Raw genomic sequence first — 20,950 nt, 5'->3', positions numbered from 1 at the left:
GAATTTAGGCGATTACATGGAGGTAGCCTGCACGTCTGTTTCCTGGTATTTGGACGGGCACTTCATTAGGATCTTGTCGGCTACAAATAGCGACTCGGTTCTGTACGACCCAATCACGACCACCTGCTCAGACCGTTCAAAATCCGCGGGGACAGGCTCGTTGTAGTACACCTGCTGTTCTGTTCCGTCATTGTCGACCATCAAAAAGGTAAAGGAGGTTTTGTCTTCCCCAACTTCCAGGCCTACTACCTTTCCGTACTCGTTTTTCTTCAGTTGTCCAACCACATGGATGGCTTTGGCTTCCCCATTGCTGGCTAGCATCCGAGCGGTAGTAAAGCTCTCGTAGGTACTGGCATCGCCAATGGATGTAATGATGATCATAATTGCCACCCCAATGATGCCCAATCCGATTATATGCCCTTTCTTCATGATAACTCTTTATATTGTTGTTCCAGCCTCGTGATTTTCCGGTCGGTCTGTATCAAATAAACCAAAATTCCACCCAAAACAATTCCAATAATTCCAACCAAAACATAGATTTTGCCATTTGATCGCATGAGATCGGCCATTTCAACGCCCGTATTCTGGTAATCCTCTCCCGTGATTTCGATTTTATCCTGCGCCTTTAGGGTAAGGCACAACATCAACATAGGGATGAGCAGCAATTTCTTCATATGTCTTATTGATTGATCAATTTTTCTTCCAATTTCCTTTCAAGTTGTCGAAAGCGTACCCTCACTGTACTTATCCAGCATCCCAACAAGGTCCACCCTATGATGGCTGGATAGAAAACCATGCGGAGTTGGCTGTCCATGTCGTAAGCGTTGAATCCGGGGTTTCCCCCATTACCGGGGTGAAGACTGTCCGTCAGCCTAGGCAGGATAAAAATCAACGGGATAAACGCTGCATACGCAAAGATGCTGTATACAGCACTTATCTTCGCCCTTTGCTGCATGTCCGGTAGCGAGTTTCGTAGTACCAAGTAGGCAAAGTACATCAGCAATCCCACGGCTGCGGCGTTCAATTTGGGGTCGTTGGTCCAGAAGGCCCCCCAAGTAAACCGAGCCCAAAGGCTTCCAGTGACAATACCGATCACACCAAACAGAATGGCCGCATTGGTAAACTCAACTGCTATGTCATCGTCTTCCAGTCGCCCGTTTTTCAGGAATTTGACACTATACACGATCCCCACAGTCAGCATAATGATCATGCTAAACCACATGGTAACATGAAAATACAGAGCGCGGATCGTTTCGTTGAGAATCGGAAGTCTGGGGACATCAGCCAATATCCCTGCGACGACGGTGTAGGCCAACAGAACAATGGCCAGTATTTTCCACCAAGTTGCCTTCATCTTTTTATTATTGACGTTGAGCGATTATGAACTTCCCTGCGGCAGTAGCGTGACATTTGGGGTTGCACTAAGGACTCCCCTTGACAACCGTTCTTTCCACTGGATAGACGGAAATCCGCGCTTGACTCCTTTGGTTTTCAAATTGGACATTAGTCGCCCAAGGGAAGGTCACGTTCCGACAAAAGTACGGTATAAATCCCTATTTCCTTAGCGTTCTTGGGTTTATTTGATCAAGCGTAATGGGGCTAAGATAGGGGGTGAGATTTGCACTATGGTCGGAGCATTTTTTAACTTTTCCATAGATACGGAAAAAGAATGTAAGAGGATGCGCCGATCAATCCATTAATCGCCAACAGGGTGATTATCTTGTCTGTACTAACCGATCGATCCAAGCCATCAATGGCATTATGGGAGATCTGTATGGTCAGCAGCAAAATAGGTATCAGTACCGGAAAGCTAAGAATAGCCATCAATGTACCGTTGTTTCCCGCCTTCCCGGCAATCGAAGAAACCATCGTGAGGCTGGCGGAGAATCCAATGGATCCAAGCAGCAAATTGCAAAGAAACAAGGTTTGATCCTGCACGGGGTTTCCCATCACCACTGAGAAGACAAGGTAGCCTAACAGTGAGAGCACCCACGTTAGGGCTGTGTTGTAAAGGGTCTTGGAGAGGATAATGGATTCAGGGGATGCGATTATGTAGTAATAAAGTTGCCTTCCCTGGCTTTCTTGAATGAAGCTTTTGGCCACCGCATTTACGGAGGAGAAAAGGATGATTATCCAGTACAGCGCATTCCAGGTGGGAACCTGGAGGGTTCCGCTTTTTACCCCCACGCTTAGGTAGGTGATGTAAACGGCACTGATTACATATAGCAGGATTCCGTTGAGCGCGTATTTTTGGCGCCACTCCAAGGTAGCTTCTTTTTTTACTAGCGTGATGATCTCTTCCCACATGATGCGGTAAAGATACAAAGGATCGGCAAACAACCTCCCAAAGCACGGCAAAGAGATTCTATCGATTGCAAACGGCAGACATTGGCCTTTTTTGCGGCTTGGAAGTACTAATGAATGGAATTTACTTACGAAAAGTCAATAGACACCCGGTTTCCGGTGTGTGTAATAGAAACTTGAATCCATGTATGAAATCAGATGTTTTTATGCCCAGGAGGGTATTTTTGGCAAAGCTGGGACTTGGTTTTGGAACCTTAACCTTAGGTCTTGACGCAATGGCCCAGTCACCTCACCTAGCACTGCGCAACGAGCAGCGTAAAGATTCATTTACGCAGCGGTTTATTCCCGTTATGCTCACGGTGTATCGAAATGACGGTTCCATCGATTACGATGGGGTAAGCAGGCTGATGGATTATTACCTGAAGGCTGGAGCCAAGGGTTTTTTCGCCAATTGCCTGAGCAGTGAGATGTATCATCTTTCGGACGAGGAGCGCATCCGGCTGACCCATCATGTGGTGAAGCATACAGGAGGGAGTGTTCCTGTGGTTTCTACCGGGTCGTTTGGGGAAAGCATTCAGGCGAAGGCGGATTTTACCAAGCGCATTTACGACACGGGAGTGGACGCGGTGATTTTGATTTCCAGTCATTTTGCGGAACGGGAGGAGTCGGATGAGCGGCTTATCCAGCACCTCGGTCAGTTCATGCAGTATACCGAAGGCATTCCCGTGGGTACCTACGAGTGTCCGTCGCCGTATAAGCGTATTGTTTCACCGACGGTGCTAAACTTCTTGGTTGGTTCGGAAAGGTTTATTTACCACAAAGATACTACCGAAGATATAGTGCAGATTCGGACGAAAATTGACAGAGCGGAAGGTTCCGGCTTGGGTATTTATAACGCCCATATAGGGAGTGCCGCCGCATCGCTCCAGTATGGAGGGGCAGGACTCTCTCCTATCGCGGGTAACTTTTACCCCGAAATCATCGCTTGGCTTTGTGAGCACGCGTCTGACCCAAACAAACAGGAAGAGGTGGACTGGATACAGGAAAGGTTGCGTGTAGCCGAGCAGAAAATTGGGCGTCAGTATCAGTTGGGCGCGCGCTACTTTCTGAAAAAAAGAGGCTTGGAAATCTCCTTAAATTGTAGAAGTACCGAGGATCAGCTCGAAAGCACACAGGTCGAGGTCCTGGATGATCTAGCTGCCGAACTGAACATTTGGCAGGAACGGCTCGGAATTTAGGGCAGGTCGGTTAGAGGATCCGAGAGGTTATGCCCATATCAACAACGCCCTCATGGCTATTAGTGCGATGAGGGCGTTTTCCTATGTTCAAAAACGTACCGGTTTTATTGTATCCATTCAAATCCCAAATAAGGGATCAGCACAGATGGCATTTTAATTCCATCCGCATGCTGGTTGTTTTCCAGAATGGCGGCAACTATGCGCGGCAATGCGAGCGCGCTTCCGTTTAAGGTATGGGCAAGGTTTGTTTTCTTATTTTCGTCTCTAAAGCGCAGTTTGAGGCGATTTGCCTGATAGGTTTCAAAGTTGCTGACCGAGCTGACTTCCAGCCAACGTTCCTGCGCCGCAGAAAAGACCTCCATATCGTACGTCAGCGCTGAGGTAAAGCCCATGTCTCCACCGCAAAGCCGCAGGACCCGGTAGGGAAGTTCCAGTTTTTTTAACAAACTCTGTACATAAGTACTCATTTCTTCCAATGCCGCATAGGATTTGTCCGGACGGGAAATATGCACTATTTCAACCTTGTCGAATTGGTGCAACCGGTTGAGTCCACGCACATGCGCGCCCCAGCTACCGGCTTCCCGACGGAAGCAAGGTGTAAACCCAACATTCTTAATGGGAAGCTGATCTTCTTGAAGGATTTCGTTACGGTAAATATTTGTGATGGGGACTTCAGCTGTCGGAATCAGGTATAGGTTATCTTCGGTTGCAAAATACATCTGTCCCTCCTTGTCGGGGAGCTGTCCGGTACCGTATCCACTGTCTTCGTTTACCAAGATGGGAGGTTGGATTTCCATGTAGCCCGCTTTCTGTGCTTCATCCAAAAAGAAATTAACCAAGGCCCTTTGTAGTCTGGCTCCCTTTCCTTTGTAAACTGGAAAGCCCGCACCGGATATCTTGACACCGAGTTCAAAATCGATGATATCGTATTTTTTGATCAACTCCCAATGTGGCAACTTTTCGCTCTCGCTTAATTCGGGTAGGTTCCCATGCGTGAAAATGGTCTCGTTGTCCTCCGCAGATTTGCCCGTTGGTACAGACTCGTGCGGGATATTCGGAAGGGTATAGAGTAATTGGGTCAGTTCAAGTTCCTTTTCGCTATAAGCGGTTTCCAGCTCTTTTGTCTGCTGCTTTATCTCCGCAGTTCTGGATTTGACCTTTTCAGCTTCTGCGTGATTACCGCTTCGCATAAGCTGGCCGATGGATTTGGAAATGCTGTTTGCTTCTGCTTGGAGCTGATCCCGTTGTAGCTGAATACCTTTTCGCTCATCGTCGAGCTGAACGACCTGTCGGAGCAGCGATTGCGCTTCGCGGATGTTTCTTTTCTCGAGCCCTTGGGCAGCTTTTTCGAAATTTTCTCGGATAAACGTTACTTGCAGCATTTTATAATCTAAATTGGAAAGTCTTCTGATTTCGCCGCAAAGATAGGCAATTCCCCTTCAGGTACCTAAGATGGCCGATCAGCGTTACGCGCATAAATGCGTAAAATACTCGGATTTTAAAAAAATTAATCTATACCTTTGGAATTCTGCTTGAATCGTAACATTATCGCAAATGTTTGCGTTTTAAAAGATGTTACTGTAATATTGTAGCACCATTGTGTCGAAAATCCCTCTCCTGGCGATTTTCAGATATTCCGAATACCTTTTTACAGCAATCAAGAGATATACCTCACTCACTTACTTAATCATTGATATTACTTCCATACGTTTTTTATGTATAACATAGAAGAATTACGAATTAGGCTGTTGTCCGAGCTCAAGGAACTAGCCGAAGAACTTGGTGTGAAAAATTTTAAGTCGCTAAAGAAGGATGAGTTGATTTACGCCATCCTCGATCAGCAGGCTATTTTGCCCGAGAACGCCCTCCCTAAGAAAAAGCCTTCCAAAGTCGAAATCGAAGAACCCGTATCTGCTGAGGCCCCTGCTGAAAAGCAGGATGCAGGCAGTGAGAAAGCCGGCGAAAAAAGCGATGAAAAGCCGAAATTTAGGCGGCAGAATGTGACTGAAATACCAAAAGAGACTGAAGGGTCAGCGGAGCCTGTAGTGGCAAAGGATAAGGACCCCAAGCCGGCACCTCGAGAACCCCGCGAAAACCGTCCCCGTAAGCGGGAAGATCGCGTTGCAGCAAAATCAGAAGAAAAAGTGGAGGTCGTTTCGGCAAAGGAGTCGGAGACAGGTACCCCTTCCATAGCTGAAAACAAAAAGCCCGTTGCAACTACCTCAGGAGACGATCAACGAGCCAGGACTTTTAGACCTAGGCGGCCGGCAGTAGTTGGGCTGGAAGCAGAAAAGACCCCTCATGAGCCTGCATCTGCGCATTCAGCAGAGCCTGAGCTGCCAAGAAGAAAAAATATGAGGGATTTTGAGGAGCAACCCCCTATCCCCGCGTCAGAATCCCCGGCACCTTTCATGTCAAAGCGAAAGATAGCGGTCACCATCAAGGATTTTGACGGAATCATCGAAAATGTGGGTGTGCTTGAGATTATGTCCGACGGATATGGTTTTTTACGTTCCCTAGACTACAACTACCTGGCGTCGCCCGACGATATATACGTATCTCCCTCCCAAATAAAGCTTTTTGGCCTGAAGACTGGAGACAATATCAAGGGGCAGATTCGTCCACCGAAAGAGGGGGAAAAATATTTTGCATTAATAAAAGTGATCTCTGTCAATGGAAAGACAACCGATGAGATCCGCGATAGGATTCCTTTTGAATACCTGACTCCGTTGTTTCCCGAAGAGCGTTTGCGGTTAACGACCACGCATGATAATTATTCTACCCGGATCGTGGATCTGTTTGCGCCCATAGGCAAGGGCCAGCGAGGAATGATCGTAGCGCAACCCAAGACGGGTAAAACAGTTCTATTACAAAAAATAGCCAATGCCATTGCTGAAAATCATCCGGAAGTACACTTGATGATTCTTCTGATCGATGAGCGTCCGGAGGAAGTTACGGATATGGCGCGTTCTGTAAAGGCGGAAGTGATTTCATCCACCTTTGACGAGCAGGCCGAGCGCCACGTGAAGGTTGCCTCTCTGGTTTTGGAAAAAGCGAAACGAATGGTGGAGTGTGGACACGATGTAGTCATACTCTTGGATTCCATCACCAGGTTGGCTCGTGCGCACAATACCGTGGTGCCGTCTTCTGGCAAGATCCTTTCCGGAGGTGTGGACGCAAATGCCCTTCACAAACCGAAGCGATTCTTTGGGGCAGCGCGTAACGTAGAAAATGGCGGATCGCTGACCATCATCGCGACCGCATTGGTCGAGACGGGCTCTAAAATGGATGAGGTTATTTTTGAGGAATTCAAAGGTACCGGCAACATGGAGCTCTCGCTTGACCGGAAATTATCGAACAGGAGGATTTATCCGGCGATCGATGTACCTGGTTCAGGAACCCGTCGGGAAGACTTGTTGATGGACAAGGAGGAAATGCAGCGTGTTTGGATATTGAGGAAACTTATGTCCGACATGACGTCTCAGGAGGCGATGGAATTCTTGTTGCAACGTATGCGGGGTACCCGGGATAACGCCGAGTTTTTGATAAGTATGAACGGGTAGGATTTCGAAAAATAGATTCAAATCAAAACGGCTCTGCTTCTTCGAACGAAGCAGGGCTTTTTATTGTGAAGCGCTAGTGATTCGGTTATAGTATGTCTGGATCGATGAACTGTTCATTCATTAAAAAATGCATTTTGTAGCAACAAAAACCCTTTTTGGTATTTTTTAAACGCTTTTTTAAGGGAGTTCACCCGCTGTTTTTGCGTGTCTAACGATTAACACCCATTGGAGATCAGATCTGCTGTATGTTTGCTTAGGTTAACCCATAAGAACAGCGTAAGATATGAGACAGCAGCATCCATATACCAACAGATTCACTCTCTTTTTTTCCGGCATTTTTTTGCTAATGCTTTTGGGTTCTAGCGGGGCGTTGCAGGCGCAGGTCTTTACCTCCGTAAAAGATGGCAGTTGGCAAGATGCATCTGTCTGGTCGGTTGGTAACAATTGCGATCGAAATAATTCCACAGGTTTCCCTCCAACATCTAAAAACAATGGATGTGCTGTGTCCGTGCTTGTTCAGCACCATGTTGTCTTCAACGCCAATGTTAACAATTTCGGCTCGGGCGTATTTGCGGGGGTGGATATTGCCGGCGGCGGAAGATTGGATTTTTCGGGCGATGTGACCGTGAGCGGAGGCGGAACAGTCCCTTACATCCGCATGGAATCCGGCGCTGAGCTTCGTATAGGCGGCACACTGAGTTTGGACCGGGCCGTATCCCTGACTATTCCGAAAGGTGCCAAGTGGATAGTAGACGATCTGTTTATCGGAAACAGCAATCCGGTTGTCACGGTGGAAGAAGGAGCAGAGTTGATCGTTAAAGGGGAAACCACTTTGAGAACCAATGCTACGCTGAACGTGCAGGGTAAATTCCAAACAGGGACCTTGGCCTTTTCATCCGGAGGTAAAGTAACGGCTACAGGGTCGCAGGCCTCCATCGAGGTAGCCAACGACCTAACGCTCGCCGGAGGATTACTTGATTTGGGTGGAAACACGAAGTTGATAGTGGGAGGCAAGACCAATGTTCGACAAAACGGCAATGTCCTCATGAAGGATACCTCATCGGCCATTATGGGTCAGCAGGTCAGCTTTTCGAATGGGTCTAGATTCCGCTTGGAGAACACAGCAAGTTTTCGCCTCGACGAGGGATTGGATATGAGTGGTGGGGCTAGGTTAACCCTGTCCCAAAACAGCACGGGAATCGTGGTAAGGAACGTTAGCCTGCCAGACGGAGAGATCCAAACGGGGCAATTTTCCGAGCTAAATGTGGGAGGAACGCTAATAGCTACCAATGGCGGCGGGGTTACCACCAGCAACCTATCTGCCGTATTTATTTGCGACTATCCCAATTCTACCCAATTGGCAAGTTCAAACATATCCAGGCAGGGGGATAGTTTCTACGGAGAGGGGTGTGTTCGCCTGCCGGTGGTTTGGGAATCGGTAACTGCCGTTTTCATGGCCGCGCAAAAGCAAGTAAAGGTGTCTTAGACCACTGCTTCGGAGAAAAGCAACAGCCATTTTATACTAGAAAGATCCATAGGAGGCATTCAGGAATTCATCGAATTGGAAGTTGTACAGGCTGTAGGGTGGTCAGATATGGCGTCAAGCTACCATTTTTCGGACACAGGACTGTCCGCGATGAAGGGGATGGTTTACTATCGTATCAAGCAAGTAGACTACGACGGAAAGTATGTGTATTCGGACGTGGTAGGTGCGCAGGTGGATAATGCCTCTGCTACTGCTGCGAAGCTCATCGCATTTCCCAATCCGACCAATGGGGAAAAATTTCAGATTCGTTTTGAGCAGCCTTCCGCTGTACCCGCTACTATTACGGCAACCTTCAAATCCTGGGGTGGCAGTAAGGTGCTAAAGGCCGAAAGCCTGGAGGTCCTGTCGCTTATGGTGGCGGAGGAGATTCGGATGGCTCCCAAAGGCATATGCCTGATCGAGGTGGCAACAGACAGCCAGGTTCACCACCTAAAGGTTATGAGGCATTGAGGGAAAAGGCTTGATTAAATTAAAGCAACGGAGCAGTAAGTAGTAAGGGAATGGTCATTTTTTCCCGGTCCTAGCAGGTGCTCCAAGACGACTAATCCACAACGAGGATACCCCCTCGCTCAATCACTACCTCTCCATGCCCCTTGATCCCGTAGCGGATCTGAACAGAGTAGGAGCCGTTGATGACCCGCTGCCCATGGATAGTTCCGTCCCAAATACAGGAGGACACTTTGCCGGAGATGGGGTTTTTATCCTGGCAAAAGTAAATCAATTCACCCCATCGGTTTTGGATGGCCACTTCCAGCCACTCGACCAAGTTGTCAGGATATAACATAAACGCTTTTTCAGGATTACCTGGCACGATGGCATTGGGATAGCGCAGGGTGGATTTGCACTTGTCTTCCACTTCGAAATCAACGCGGTGTTCGCAGCCTGCTTGATCCGTAGCAACCAGCGTATACGCGCCTTCCAATTCGATGGAGAAAAGCGGGGCGGTGCTTACCAACGCACCTTCTCTATACCATTCCGCTTGGACAAACTCCCTGCCTGCTTGTAGTGTTGTCCCTACCTTTTTAGCGGAACAAATGCTGTATAGCTGTTCCAGTGCCGGAGCCTGCACATTTGCCCTTTTGACAGAAGCCTGTCCTTCTGCGACTCGGCAGCCTTCAGGGTCGGTAAGGGTAGCCAAATAGTCTCCTTCGGTTTCCACAAATAATAATTCGTAGCCTTCGGCCCAGGGGAGAGGAACTTCCTTCCCTTCCTCCAATAGAAACCAATGCACCAGTAGCCCTTGGGCATCCAATTGGATGGTGGTAAAAGCCTGGTCCCCGCAGAATGGCGTGATGTCCAGATTCAGATTGGCCGGCTGGCTGATGGTGGCCTGAAAGGTTTTTGACGTTTGGCACTTGTTACCGGTAGGGTCTGATCCCCATAGGGTGTAGGTGCCACTTTGAACCAGTTCATAGCCGTTTGTCTGGCTGGGACGAATGAGGACGCCGTCGGGTCCTTGGAGAGTGTAGGCCAGTTTTAGGGAAGCATCCGGGCGGAAGGTGTAAGCGAGGCAAGCATCGATGGGTTCTGGGACCCCAAACTCAACAGACTCTTTTTGTTTGACTTCAAAGGACTCGTTTATGCGGTGCTCATAGCCGTCCGGGTGGGTGAGGGTCATACGGTACGAGCCTACAGGAACGTTGACGCTAAGCAAGTTTTGTTGCTCAAAACCTCCGCTGTATTCACTGCCGTCCTGCTCGTTTACGATCAGGTAACTCCCGCTTTGGCGGGTGGAAAGGAATTTCAGCTCAATCTTCCCGGTGGGACTGCCCTGGTCGGGGCAGTTTTCGTCAAAGGGCGTGACCTGGAAATCCAGAAATCCCTTGGGCAATACGTATATAATAGAATAATCCTCTTTGTTTACATCGCCATATCCATTCGCATGTCCGGTGGTATATACGTAGTTGTACAGACTTCCCATGGTTAAATCGTCAGGAGTAATGGTATAGGCAACCGTGAAAATCATCCGTTCCCCCACCTCCAAAAGCGGAATGTCCCACACGCTATTCGTTTGGCTTTCCATCAAGTACACATCCGAGAGCATTATTTTGCCGGTATTGGTCAGTTCTATCGTATAGACAACCACCTCCCCTGCAGCACTAAATGCCTGGATGTCCGGCTGAATTTTGACGTTGATCTCACCGAACAAACTACAATCCCGGACCTCTATCTTTACCTCGCGCCGCAGACTCTCGCACTCACCCTCTTTTAGTTGACTTACCCAGACTGTGTATGTTCCGGGCATTGTCAAATCCACGGACTGGGCACCTGAGATTGGATTGCTCTCGGGCTTGTTGTCTGGGTAGTAAAGCAATTCATAGGTTCCGTTGTGTTGGATCCCATAGCCCAAAAAGGATTCTTCGCTGCATACTAGTTGATTGAATACGTTGGGTGATGGCGATCTGGGCCGCACATTCAATCTTACGGGCACTCGTAAGCCCGTGCAGGTAATCGATGGACCCTCTGCTACCCATACCGTATCGGTACCGATCAAACTCGTATTTACCGTGTATTCGTAAAAAGGGCTTTCACTTTGTTCATCTGAAAAATAAAAGATGGAAAATTCAGCACGGGTGGGCTTGATAAAGGTACTCAGATCAACAGGCGAGTCTCCCCGGCAAAAATCGGGAAGTTCAATGGGGCCCAAGCCTGGGGCCAGTTCCATATCTCCACATTGTGCCTGCACAAATTCCAATACATCTGTCAGCGCTAGCTCCAAGGGGTCGATTATCTCTTTGCCCGCACAGGCATTTTCCTCAATGCCTTGGATAAAGGGTATATTGGCGAAGGTACTTTGGGTTGTTTTTCCGGTACCATAGATACCTCCTCGGACGGCTATGGTCGCTTCACATTGGTTATTGGCCAGCAACGCGCAATCCTCGGTAACTCTGAGTGTGTACTGCATCGAGGCGACCGGCACCTCGGAGTTGGTAACCACCGGAACCGGTCCGATTTCCCAAATCAACGAACCTGCTACCCCCAGATCCGGATCAAACCGGATTGACCCGTGATCCGCCGGACTCGTTTGGGCATCCACATACGTGGCATTGTAAGGAAGTGGTATGACGACGTGGGTTTCCGAAGTCTCTTCATTGCCCCTGTTTCGGATTTCCAAGCTAAAGGTCATCTCCTCCCCGGGCCTTACCGAAGGGTTGTCCGGGGGAGGAATGCCGTTTATGGCGGTTAGCTGATTCAAGGCCTGGATTTCCGGTAGATAACTGCGTACCGAAAATGCCATAGCGTAAATATTATAGATGTCCTGCTTGGTTCCAAAACGAAAGCGGGTGGATGTCTGACTATTGCCTATGATCGAGTTGTTTGGGTTGGGAATTTCCCATTGAACAATGTCTATGCCCGTATTGTTCAACAATTCCGGGTACCTGGGATTTTGTACCAAGATACCGTCCCGGTTGGTAACGGGGGTGTAGATCGAGGAATTGAAAAAATTGTCGACGGAATTGAGGGGATGGCTTAAGCGCGTCCATTCACCCTGTTGGTTGATGATTTCCAAAAAATCCCCTTCAATCGTCCGGTCTCCTTCTCCGGCCATTACACCGAGTTTTAAGTTTACCGGCCCCTGTTTGATGGTTTCGAATCCTTCTATGGCGATCTCGCCAGTGTGTTCTGCAAAGTTAAGTGCCTGTACAAATGCATACCCATCAAATACGGTTACATCCCTCCAGTGCATCGCGGGGTTTTGGTACACCACGACCAAGCCCCAGTGGCCGTAGTTTCCGGTAGCATCTCCCATACCACCCGTTAAGGCCAAATCCGCAACCGTATAGATTCCTGTACCATTGTTTTTTACGTACTGGGTTATATCCGCGTATCCGACATACATATCCCGAAGTTCCCCCGCAGGAAATAGGATTTGGTTTCCTGAGGCGGTGATTTCGGTGTAATCGGAGGTGGACGGCCCCTTTATTTTAACTTTACGCTTGTCAAACCGCTTAATCTGGGGTACTTGTGGAATAAAGGTACCAGAAATGGTGACTTCTACGCTGTTGTGCTCATTTATGAACGATTCATAGTCCGTGCCGACTGAGCGGGTCATCTTGTCCACGTAGAAAAGCATGCCGTTTTCCGAAAAGGTGATCTGGTCAAACGTGGCGATGATGGTCGTATCCGTTTGGCTGATTTCAAGTCCGGTTACAGGTTGCATGTTATCGAACCCGCCATAACCAACGCGTACCCTATCGGGGCCCTCATTTCTGAATTCAAACACGATGTCCTCGAGGCCTGTCTTTGAAGTAAGGATAAAATATGGAAAAAGCTTTCGGATGTCGTCTTCCATAGAGAAGGAATAGGAGGAAAAATTGGAATAATGAAGGCTATCGTACGGATACAGCTGCTGAACAGCCTTGTCGATATGCTGGGGTTCGCCAGGAAGGTATCCCTGAAGTACGTCAAAAGTCAATCCCAGTCCCTCCTTGGCCCGGCCCGACCAGTAGAGGCCGGCGTATAAAATGTCAGAACAGGTAGGGTCGGCACCATTTTCCTGTGAAAACACCAGCGTTGCCGAAGAGGAGTTTGCCGTGGATTCATCTTGGTCGATGTCCACAAAGACCATTTCCTTCAATGAATTCTCCTTGTTGTCATCGTATTCGGCCAGGGTCAGGTTGGTGTTTCCAATGATCGTAAAATCACCCTTAATCCGAAAAAGGTTGTTTTCCGGAGCAGGGTTTCCAACTCGCTGTCGAAAGGGTAGCCTATTGTCGACCTGTGCTTGGGACATGATAACCGGCAAAAGCGACCATAGAGCCGTCGCTACAAAGAACCAGCAAAAACCTTTTTTAAAAATCATCGGAGTCCCGGTGCTAGCGGGGTAAACTAACTACTAAATCTCTTCTATGGAAAAATACAGGCACCCGTAAAAATCCGGCAGAAAGATATCAATAAATTTTAGTATTTTTGTGAATAGATAAGGGCGTGAAGCAGTTATTTTTTTGTCAACTGCTCGGGTAGGCTGTTGGTGTATGGACGTGTTAGCGTGGGGGCTGGGAATGAGCTTGAATTAATGCGTTGGGTTGGTTATTTGTATAGCGGTAATTTCGTTGAAAGAGAGCGCTATGATCAGAATACAAGCAGCTTTTTTAGGCAGGATCCGCCTGAGCGCGAAAAAAATGCGGGTTGTTTGAGCATCCATCCGTAGCTGGTTTTTGGTGTTTTTGTAATTTTTATAATAATTGATAATGTTTATTTATTGGCTGGTAGATATTGTTAGACTAATTCATTTAGCGATTTGCCAAAAGATGTATTTTTTAGTTTCGTGATTTCTCGCTAATTTCGTTTTTTATGATTTGAAATGCATAAAAAATGATCCGAAGCGCAAAAAACATCATTTATTTTTACCTGATCCCGCTGTTCCTATTTTTCGGGTTGGATCTCGCTGCGCAAACCTATACGACCAACGGGAATTGCTCTGATTGGACGAACGGTGCTTGCTGGACTAAAGTGGATCCTGGAAACTGCAATCCCAACGGAAGCGGTTTCCCACCATTGTTAGCGGGTAATAATGGAAATGGCAATAACGGAAATGGCAATAACGGAGGTGGCAATCCGGGTGGAAACAATGGCGGCGGCAACGCAGGTGGCAACAGCGGTGGAGGAAATAATGCAGGCGGCAACGCAGGTGGCAACAGCGGTGGAGGAAATAATGCAGGTGGCGGTGGAAATAACAACAATCCCTGTGAGATTAGGGTGGTCATTGCCCATGACATGAATATGCCGGAAAATGCTTCGTTTACGCCAAACTACGTAGAAGTGGTCGTGAAGGACAATTCAAAACTTGCGTTTGGGGGTAATTTATCGATAGCAGGAAGTACCAATTTTCAGTTTACCATTGAAGATGAAAGCGAAGTTGAAATCAACGGTACGCTACTGGTTAATCAAGGAAGCCCCAGTCAGACCACAGTACTTAATGTGGGAGGCGGTGGCAGTTTGCTTGTAGGGGGACTTGATGTAAATAACCGGGTAGAAGTCAACGTACTTGCGGGGACTACGCTTGTCTCCGACTCAAAGTTGGATTACAGAGGTAATTCCTTCGCGATGAATGTGTACGGAAACTTTCAGGTGCCTGAAGTTGTGCTTCGAGGTGGTCCAAATACGCAGCTGAATACATTTGCGAATTCCAACGTCTCGATAAGCGGAAACCTGGATATTAACGGCGCAGTGAGGGTATTGATTCGTGATTCGAGTACGGTATCTATATCTCAAGATATCCGTGTAAGTGCAAATAGCCTTACAGATATTCCTGATGAGGCCGAAAGAGATTGGGATGTAAGCGATCTAAATGGAGTCGTAGCTACAAATTCGTCGATGGTTATTGTCTGCGGTGATTTTCCCCAACCAAATACAGGAGCAGGAACTACCGAGTTTCAACCGGCTGGATTTTTTGATTGTATTGCTCTCCCCGTCGATTTTCTTTCCTTTGCCGCATCCCTTTCAGACGATCAAAAATCGGTGCTGGCGGAATGGGCTACTGCCAGCGAGTCCTCGTCCAGCCACTTTGAGGTGGAGTACTCCCTTTCGGGATTGGATGGCTTCGGCACCTTGGGCAGGGTGGAGGCGGCGGGATACACCACCGAAACACAGCATTACCGCTTCTCCGCTCCCGTACCGGCGGGCGCAGGAGGAATGATCTACCTTCGCATCCGGCAGGTAGACCTGAACGGTTCCTATTCGTATACAGAGCTGTTGTCTCTTCGTTTTCCCGCCACGTCGGTGGGCGAAGATCGCTGGCAGGTTTTTCCCAATCCCACTTCGGGAGATGGACTGCGGATCAGGTACAACGGCAGGCTGAATGAAGCAGAAGGGATCAGTGCCCGTATTTTGTCCTTTTCCCATGCGTCCACGATTCTGGCCTCCGATATTCAGAGCCTGAACGGCCTCTTGGCAGATGCGTTTAAGCAAGCCCCCAAGGGCATGTATGTGCTTGAACTGACCGTTGGCACCGAGGTATCCCGGCTGAAGGTGATCAAGCAATAATACCCCTGCAAAACCTGCTCCCATTGCCGCGGATGGTTCCGCGTTGGGTGAAATTTTGTACCTTGTCGGTTTAATCCACCAACTAACTGTTTCTGGCATGACTCCACAGCAAGTCCTCACGGATTTTTTTGGCTACAGCAAGTTTCGAGGCAACCAAGCGGAGGTTATTGCCGCCATCTTAGGGGGCAAGGATACCATTGCGCTGATGCCTACGGGCGCAGGCAAGTCGGTCTGCTTTCAGGTGCCGGCGATGGTTTTGCCCGGGTTGACCTTGGTGATCTCACCCCTGATAGCCTTGATGAAAGATCAGGTGGATGCATTGAACGGGTTGGGTATCCCCGCGGCCTTTATCAATTCCACCCAGTCGGTCAGCGAACAGCGCTTTGTTTCCGAGCAGGTGCTTCAGGGAAAGGTAAAGCTACTGTACGTGTCTCCCGAAAGGCTTTTTTCGGGATCCAACGGATGGAATGGCTTTTTGGAGAAGGCGAAGCTTTCACTCGTGGCGGTGGACGAGGCGCACTGCGTATCCCAGTGGGGCCATGATTTCCGTCCGGAATACCTGAAGATCGGCATGTTACGGGAAGCGTTTTCCGATGTGCCGTTTTTGGCACTTACTGCCACGGCCGACCCCCAAACCCGTAGGGACATTGCCGAAAAACTAGCGCTCAAGGATCCTTTATGGTTTATTTCCTCCTTTGACAGGCCCAATATCTCCTACCAGGTAGCACTCCGCAGTGACTCCTTCCAAAAGCTCACCGATTTTCTTGCCAACCGTTCCAGCGATTCCGGCATCATCTATTGCCTTTCGCGCAAAAGTGTGGAGGAGACGGCAGGAAAGTTGGCGGGCCTGGGATACAGTGCGCTTCCCTATCACGCAGGTTTGGACAAGGAGGTACGTGATAGGCATCAGGACCTATTTATCAAAGATGAGGTGAAGATCATGGTGGCCACCATCGCCTTTGGGATGGGGATAGACAAGTCAAACGTACGGTTTGTAGTCCACATGAACATGCCCCAGAGCATCGAATCCTACTACCAGGAAACCGGGCGCGCGGGAAGGGATGGACTTCCCAGCGAGGCCTTGCTTTTTTACAGCTACGGAGATAGTGTCACGCTTTCCCGAATGGTCGAAAACTCCGATAACCCGGCCTATATCGAGATTGCCAAGACCAAGCTGGCAAAGATGGTGCAATTCTGCCAGTTGAACTCGTGCAGGCGCCGTTTTTTGCTTTCGTATTTTGGTGAGAAACCCAGGGAGGACTGCGGCAACTGTGATGTGTGTTTTCGGGAAGGCAAGCGCATCGATGCGACCCTACCGGCGCAAATGTTTCTTTCGGCCGTTGTACGTCTGGGGGAAGGATTCGGGATGGGTCATGTGATATTGGTATTGAGGGGATCTGAGTCGGCCAAGGTACAGGAAGCCCATAAGTCATTAAGTGTATATGGAATAGGCAAAAGCCAATCCGAAGCCTATTGGAAAAACCTTGGCAGCACATTGATACGGGAAGGGTACATGGAGAGCGCGGGAGAGCCCTATCCGGTGTTGACGTTGACTTCCCTTGCCCGGCAAAAGCTCAAAAGCAAAGAAAAGATTTTTCTGGCGTTGGAAATGGAGGGCTTTAAAACCTCTGCTTCCGGAGAGGAGCGATACGACAAGGGGCTCTTTGAAAAATTGAAAAATTTGCGTTTTGCACTTGCCCGAAAACTGGGGGTACCTCCCTACCTGGTCTTTTCCGATGCGACTTTGGCTGAAATGGCCACCCACTTTCCGGAGGATCTACCATCCTTTCGACGGATTCATGGGGTGGGTCAGCTAAAAGCGGAGCGGTATGGAGCGGAGTTTATCCGGGTCGTAAAAAATTATCGGGTCGAAAACAACATAAAGCCAAAGCGAAAGGCGGCATCGACTCCTGCCAAGCTAAGGGCGGGTACGGATGCAGGAACCCTGGTCGAAACCTTGCGTCTTTTTGAAAAGGGGTTGGGGCCGCAAGAAATCGCTTCTGAACGGGGGCTTAGTCCCCGGACGGTGGAAGGTCATTTGGTGGATCTGGTGGAACAGAAAAAGATTTCCGTGCAGGCATTCCTAGCGTTGGACGAAGTAGAGGAAATACTCGAGGCCTACCGCAAGCAAGACGATGGCCTGCTGCGTACGCTGAAGGAATTCTTTGGAGAGAAGTTCAGTTACTTTGAACTTAGGCTGGCATTGGCGCACGATGCATCCAAGAAACGGAATGGGGCATAGAAGAATGCGATGCAAGGCAACCGGCAAACCTTGCCCGATTGGCTTTATACTTTTTTGCTTTGATTGATAAGACAAGGCAATATTTTGTATATTTGTACCTAGTATAAATCTATTCACTCTCTGCTTGCACAGATGCCCCCATTCCCTAGGTTTGGGGGTTTTTTGTAGCCGACGAAGAACCATTCATACACCTTCTGCCATGAATGCCAACCAGCCTATTGGGATTTTTGACTCCGGTATAGGAGGACTTACTGTTGCAAAAGCAGTCAGAGACCTGCTTCCTGCCGAGCAATTGATATATTTTGGCGATACGGCCCACCTGCCCTACGGCGACAAGAGTACGGCGGCGATTCAGGCATATTCCGTAAAAATCGTCGATGTACTGCTAAAGGCCGGATGTAAACTTATTTTGATTGCCTGTAACTCTGCTTCAGCGGCAGCCTTTGAGTTGGTAAAGGAATACGCCGCTTCTCGGGCGCACGTATTTAATGTGATAGATCCCGTTGTGGAATACCTAGGTCTGCATCATAGCGGTCAACATGTGGGACTGATTGGTACCAAGCAGACGGTACATTCGGGAGTATATGCCAAGAAAATTGATTCGCTGCAAGCGGGGATTGCCTTCAGTGCGTTGGCAACGCCCCTGTTGGCACCGATGATCGAAGAGGGGTTTCAGCGGGACGAGGTCAGTGATGCGATCATCCATTCCTATTTGGGATATGAGCCTTTTCGGGAGATCCGGGCATTGGTGCTGGGCTGTACGCACTATCCCTTGATCAAAAAGCAAATTGCTGATTATTTTGCCCATCAGGTGCATGTAATAGACAGCTCGGAAATAGTGGCACAGGCTGTTAAGGCCTTTCTGCATTCCAAGGGGCTGTTGAATGAGCTGCCCCCGCGACCGGATCGTTTTTTGGTATCTGACTTCACTTCCTCCTTTCAGCATGCGACTTCCTTGTTTTTCGGGAGTTCTGTGCGCCTGGAGCGGTATCCGCTTTGGGAATAGCTGTTTTTAGGTCGTTGCATTCCTCCCCGATACCTAAAAAAGATTAGTTGAATTTTTTTAATTCCTTTTGCGGCAGTTGATTTTTTTTTTGAGAAAGCAGCTTGTGCTTTTCTAGAATTTAATTCTAAAAAAATACGTTAACTTTGTACCCATATTACTTCACGCCAGACCTATGAGTGATCAGATCAAACACGAGTGCGGTATAGCCATGATCAGGCTTAGGAAACCCCTTCAATACTACATTGATAAGTACAAGACTCCCCTCTATGCCGCGAATCGCCTATATATATTGATGCAAAAACAGCTCAATAGAGGTCAGGACGGGGCCGGTGTGGCAAATATCAAGATCAATACCTGTCCGGGTACCCGCTATATCAGCCGATACCGCTCGATTGAGTCGGACGCAGTCACCAACATTTTTGAGAAAATCTCCAAGAAATTCAAAAAAGCCAAGAAAATTGGTAAAGACGAAGACTTGGAAAACGCAGAGTGGATCAAAGAAAACGTTGCCTTCAGCGGGGAGGTTTGGCTGGGCCACCTGCGATATGGGACCCACGGGGAAAACAGTATTGAGACCTGCCACCCATTTTTGAGGCAGAACAACTGGCGTAGCCGAAACTTGGTCATGGCGGGAAATTTTAATATGACCAATGTGGAGGAGCTCTTCGGCAACTTGGTGAAACTAGGTCAGCACCCTAAGGAGAAAACCGATACAGTCACGGTCATGGAGAAAATCGGCCACTTCCTGGACGAGGAAAACCAGCGGATTTTCGATAAGTACCGAGGTATTCCCAATAAGGACATCACCGAGTACATAGAACAGGAGTTGGATGTAGCACGTATCCTCCGCAGAAGCTGCCGTGATTTTGACGGGGGCTATGCGATGGCCGGCCTGATTGGAAACGGAGCGAGCTTTGTAGTGCGTGATCCCATCGGCATACGTCCGGCTTATTATTATGCCGACGATGAGATCGTGGTCATCGCCTCGGAAAAGCCTCCAATTAAAACAGCCTTTAACATAGAGTACAGCGAGATCAAGGAGATCAAACCGGGTCATGCCCTGATAGTGAACAAAGACGGGTCTTACGGTGAGTACGAGATTTTGCCTCCCAAGGAAAAGAAATCCTGCAGCTTTGAGCGAATCTACTTTTCGAGGGGTACGGATCCGGATATTTATCAGGAGCGAAAGAAACTCGGCAGGGCACTGGTTCCCCAGATCCTGAAAGCCATTGACTTTGATGTCAAAAACACCGTCTTTTCCTATATCCCCAACACCGCGGAGACGTCTTTTTACGGGATGATCGAAGGCTTGGAAGATTACCTTTGTGCCAAGCGGAAGGAAGTCTTGCTGGAGGGGAAGCCTCATCTGGATGATTTGGCCGATTTGTTGAGCTTTCGCCCTAGGGTAGAAAAGCTGGTGGCCAAGGACGTAAAGCTGCGAACCTTTATCACCAACGACAACGACCGTGACGTGATGGTTGCCAACGTGTATGACACCACTTATGAAGTGATTCGTCCAGGATTGGATACGATCGTTGTCATTGATGATAGCATCGTAAGGGGTACTACGCTGGAAAAGAGTATTTTGACCACCTTGGATAAGTTAAAGCCAAAGCGGATTATCATTGTTTCCTCGGCGCCTCAGATCCGTTTCCCGGATTGTTACGGCATTGACATGTCCAAGATGAAGGAGTTTATTGCCTTCCGGGGCGCTGTGGCACTGCTTCGGGAGCGGGGTTTGTCGTATGTACTGGAGCAGGTTTATGAAAAGTGCGTGGCGAATCCAAATGCAGAAGAGAACTTTGTTAAAGAGATCTACGCCAATTTCACTGATCAGGAAATTTCCGATAAAATTGCCCAAATCATTACCTCTGATGAGATACAGGCGGAGGTCAATGTCATCTACCAAACCGTGGCCAACCTTAATGTTTCCTGCCCAGACCATTTGGGCGACTGGTATTTCACGGGAAATTTCCCTACCCATGGAGGTATGAAGGTGGTCAACAGGGCCTTTGTGAATTACATGGAAGGAAAGGGAGTGAGGGCTTATTTATAAGCGGCGAG

14 protein-coding genes are annotated in these 20,950 nt (G+C 48.5%); 8 read left to right on the top strand and 6 right to left on the bottom strand.

Annotated features, from left to right (window positions below; genetic code table 11):
• Positions 1-12 precede the first annotated feature (12 nt).
• The 4 genes from ADIS_RS08250 to ADIS_RS08235 all read right to left on the bottom strand — a co-directional run bounded on the left by ADIS_RS08250 (position 13) and on the right by ADIS_RS08235 (position 2,307).
• Complete coding sequence (locus ADIS_RS08250; protein WP_010853973.1) at positions 13-429, bottom strand: cytochrome c maturation protein CcmE domain-containing protein; 417 nt, start codon at positions 427-429, stop codon at positions 13-15.
• On the bottom strand, positions 426-674 hold the full coding sequence (locus ADIS_RS08245; RefSeq protein ID WP_010853972.1) for a CcmD family protein: 249 nt from the start codon (positions 672-674) through the stop codon (positions 426-428). Before ADIS_RS08245 ends, ADIS_RS08250 begins: the two co-directional genes overlap by 4 nt.
• Positions 675-679: 5 nt before the next feature.
• Entirely contained in the window at positions 680-1,354 is a 675-nt protein-coding gene (gene ccsA / locus ADIS_RS08240; RefSeq protein WP_010853971.1) for a cytochrome c biogenesis protein CcsA, read from the bottom strand.
• Between the two features lie 287 nt (positions 1,355-1,641).
• Positions 1,642-2,307 (bottom strand): heme exporter protein CcmB, encoded by a 666-nt coding sequence (locus ADIS_RS08235; protein ID WP_035805282.1) that lies wholly within the window; start codon positions 2,305-2,307, stop codon positions 1,642-1,644.
• Positions 2,308-2,492: 185 nt separating this feature from the next.
• Here ADIS_RS08235 and ADIS_RS08230 point away from each other — a divergent pair, with 185 nt between their 5' ends.
• On the top strand, positions 2,493-3,542 hold the full coding sequence (locus tag ADIS_RS08230) for a dihydrodipicolinate synthase family protein (protein WP_010853969.1): 1,050 nt from the start codon (positions 2,493-2,495) through the stop codon (positions 3,540-3,542).
• Positions 3,543-3,646: 104 nt separating this feature from the next.
• Here the strand turns inward: ADIS_RS08230 and serS are convergent, their stop codons facing one another.
• Positions 3,647-4,924, bottom strand: a complete 1,278-nt coding sequence (gene serS, locus ADIS_RS08225) for a serine--tRNA ligase (protein WP_010853968.1) — start codon at positions 4,922-4,924, stop codon at positions 3,647-3,649.
• Positions 4,925-5,257: 333 nt separating this feature from the next.
• Between serS and rho the strand changes: the two genes are divergently transcribed.
• The 3 genes from rho to ADIS_RS08210 all read left to right on the top strand — a co-directional run bounded on the left by rho (position 5,258) and on the right by ADIS_RS08210 (position 9,101).
• A complete protein-coding gene (rho, locus tag ADIS_RS08220) occupies positions 5,258-7,105 on the top strand; it encodes a transcription termination factor Rho (protein WP_035805240.1) in 1,848 nt (615 codons plus the stop codon).
• Positions 7,106-7,607: 502 nt separating this feature from the next.
• On the top strand, positions 7,608-8,591 hold the full coding sequence (locus tag ADIS_RS08215; RefSeq protein WP_010853966.1) for a hypothetical protein: 984 nt from the start codon (positions 7,608-7,610) through the stop codon (positions 8,589-8,591).
• A 108-nt stretch (positions 8,592-8,699) separates the two neighbouring features.
• Positions 8,700-9,101 carry a hypothetical protein gene (locus ADIS_RS08210; RefSeq protein ID WP_010853965.1) on the top strand — a complete coding sequence of 134 codons (402 nt, stop codon included), beginning with the start codon at positions 8,700-8,702 and terminating at the stop codon, positions 9,099-9,101.
• A gap of 91 nt (positions 9,102-9,192) precedes the next feature.
• Here ADIS_RS08210 and ADIS_RS08205 read toward each other — a convergent pair whose 3' ends face one another.
• Positions 9,193-13,386: a DUF7507 domain-containing protein gene (locus tag ADIS_RS08205; protein WP_010853964.1), complete on the bottom strand. Its 4,194-nt coding sequence runs from the start codon at positions 13,384-13,386 to the stop codon at positions 9,193-9,195.
• 581 nt (positions 13,387-13,967) lie between these two features.
• Here ADIS_RS08205 and ADIS_RS22940 point away from each other — a divergent pair.
• The 4 genes from ADIS_RS22940 to ADIS_RS08185 all read left to right on the top strand — a co-directional run bounded on the left by ADIS_RS22940 (position 13,968) and on the right by ADIS_RS08185 (position 20,942).
• Positions 13,968-15,638, top strand: coding sequence for a hypothetical protein (locus ADIS_RS22940; RefSeq protein ID WP_010853962.1), 1,671 nt, complete (start codon positions 13,968-13,970; stop codon positions 15,636-15,638).
• 97 nt (positions 15,639-15,735) lie between these two features.
• A complete protein-coding gene (gene recQ, locus ADIS_RS08195; RefSeq protein WP_010853961.1) occupies positions 15,736-17,880 on the top strand; it encodes a DNA helicase RecQ in 2,145 nt (714 codons plus the stop codon).
• 199 nt (positions 17,881-18,079) lie between these two features.
• Positions 18,080-18,886: a glutamate racemase gene (gene murI, locus ADIS_RS08190; RefSeq protein WP_010853960.1), complete on the top strand. Its 807-nt coding sequence runs from the start codon at positions 18,080-18,082 to the stop codon at positions 18,884-18,886.
• 172 nt (positions 18,887-19,058) lie between these two features.
• Entirely contained in the window at positions 19,059-20,942 is a 1,884-nt protein-coding gene (locus ADIS_RS08185) for an amidophosphoribosyltransferase (protein ID WP_035805229.1), read from the top strand.
• Positions 20,943-20,950: the final 8 nt, after the last annotated feature.

The organism is Lunatimonas lonarensis, assembly GCF_000390185.1.
GTDB lineage: Bacteria > Bacteroidota > Bacteroidia > Cytophagales > Cyclobacteriaceae > Lunatimonas > Lunatimonas lonarensis.
Note: the sequence above shows the minus strand (reverse complement) of the source record. Positions and strands in the feature narration are given on the sequence as shown.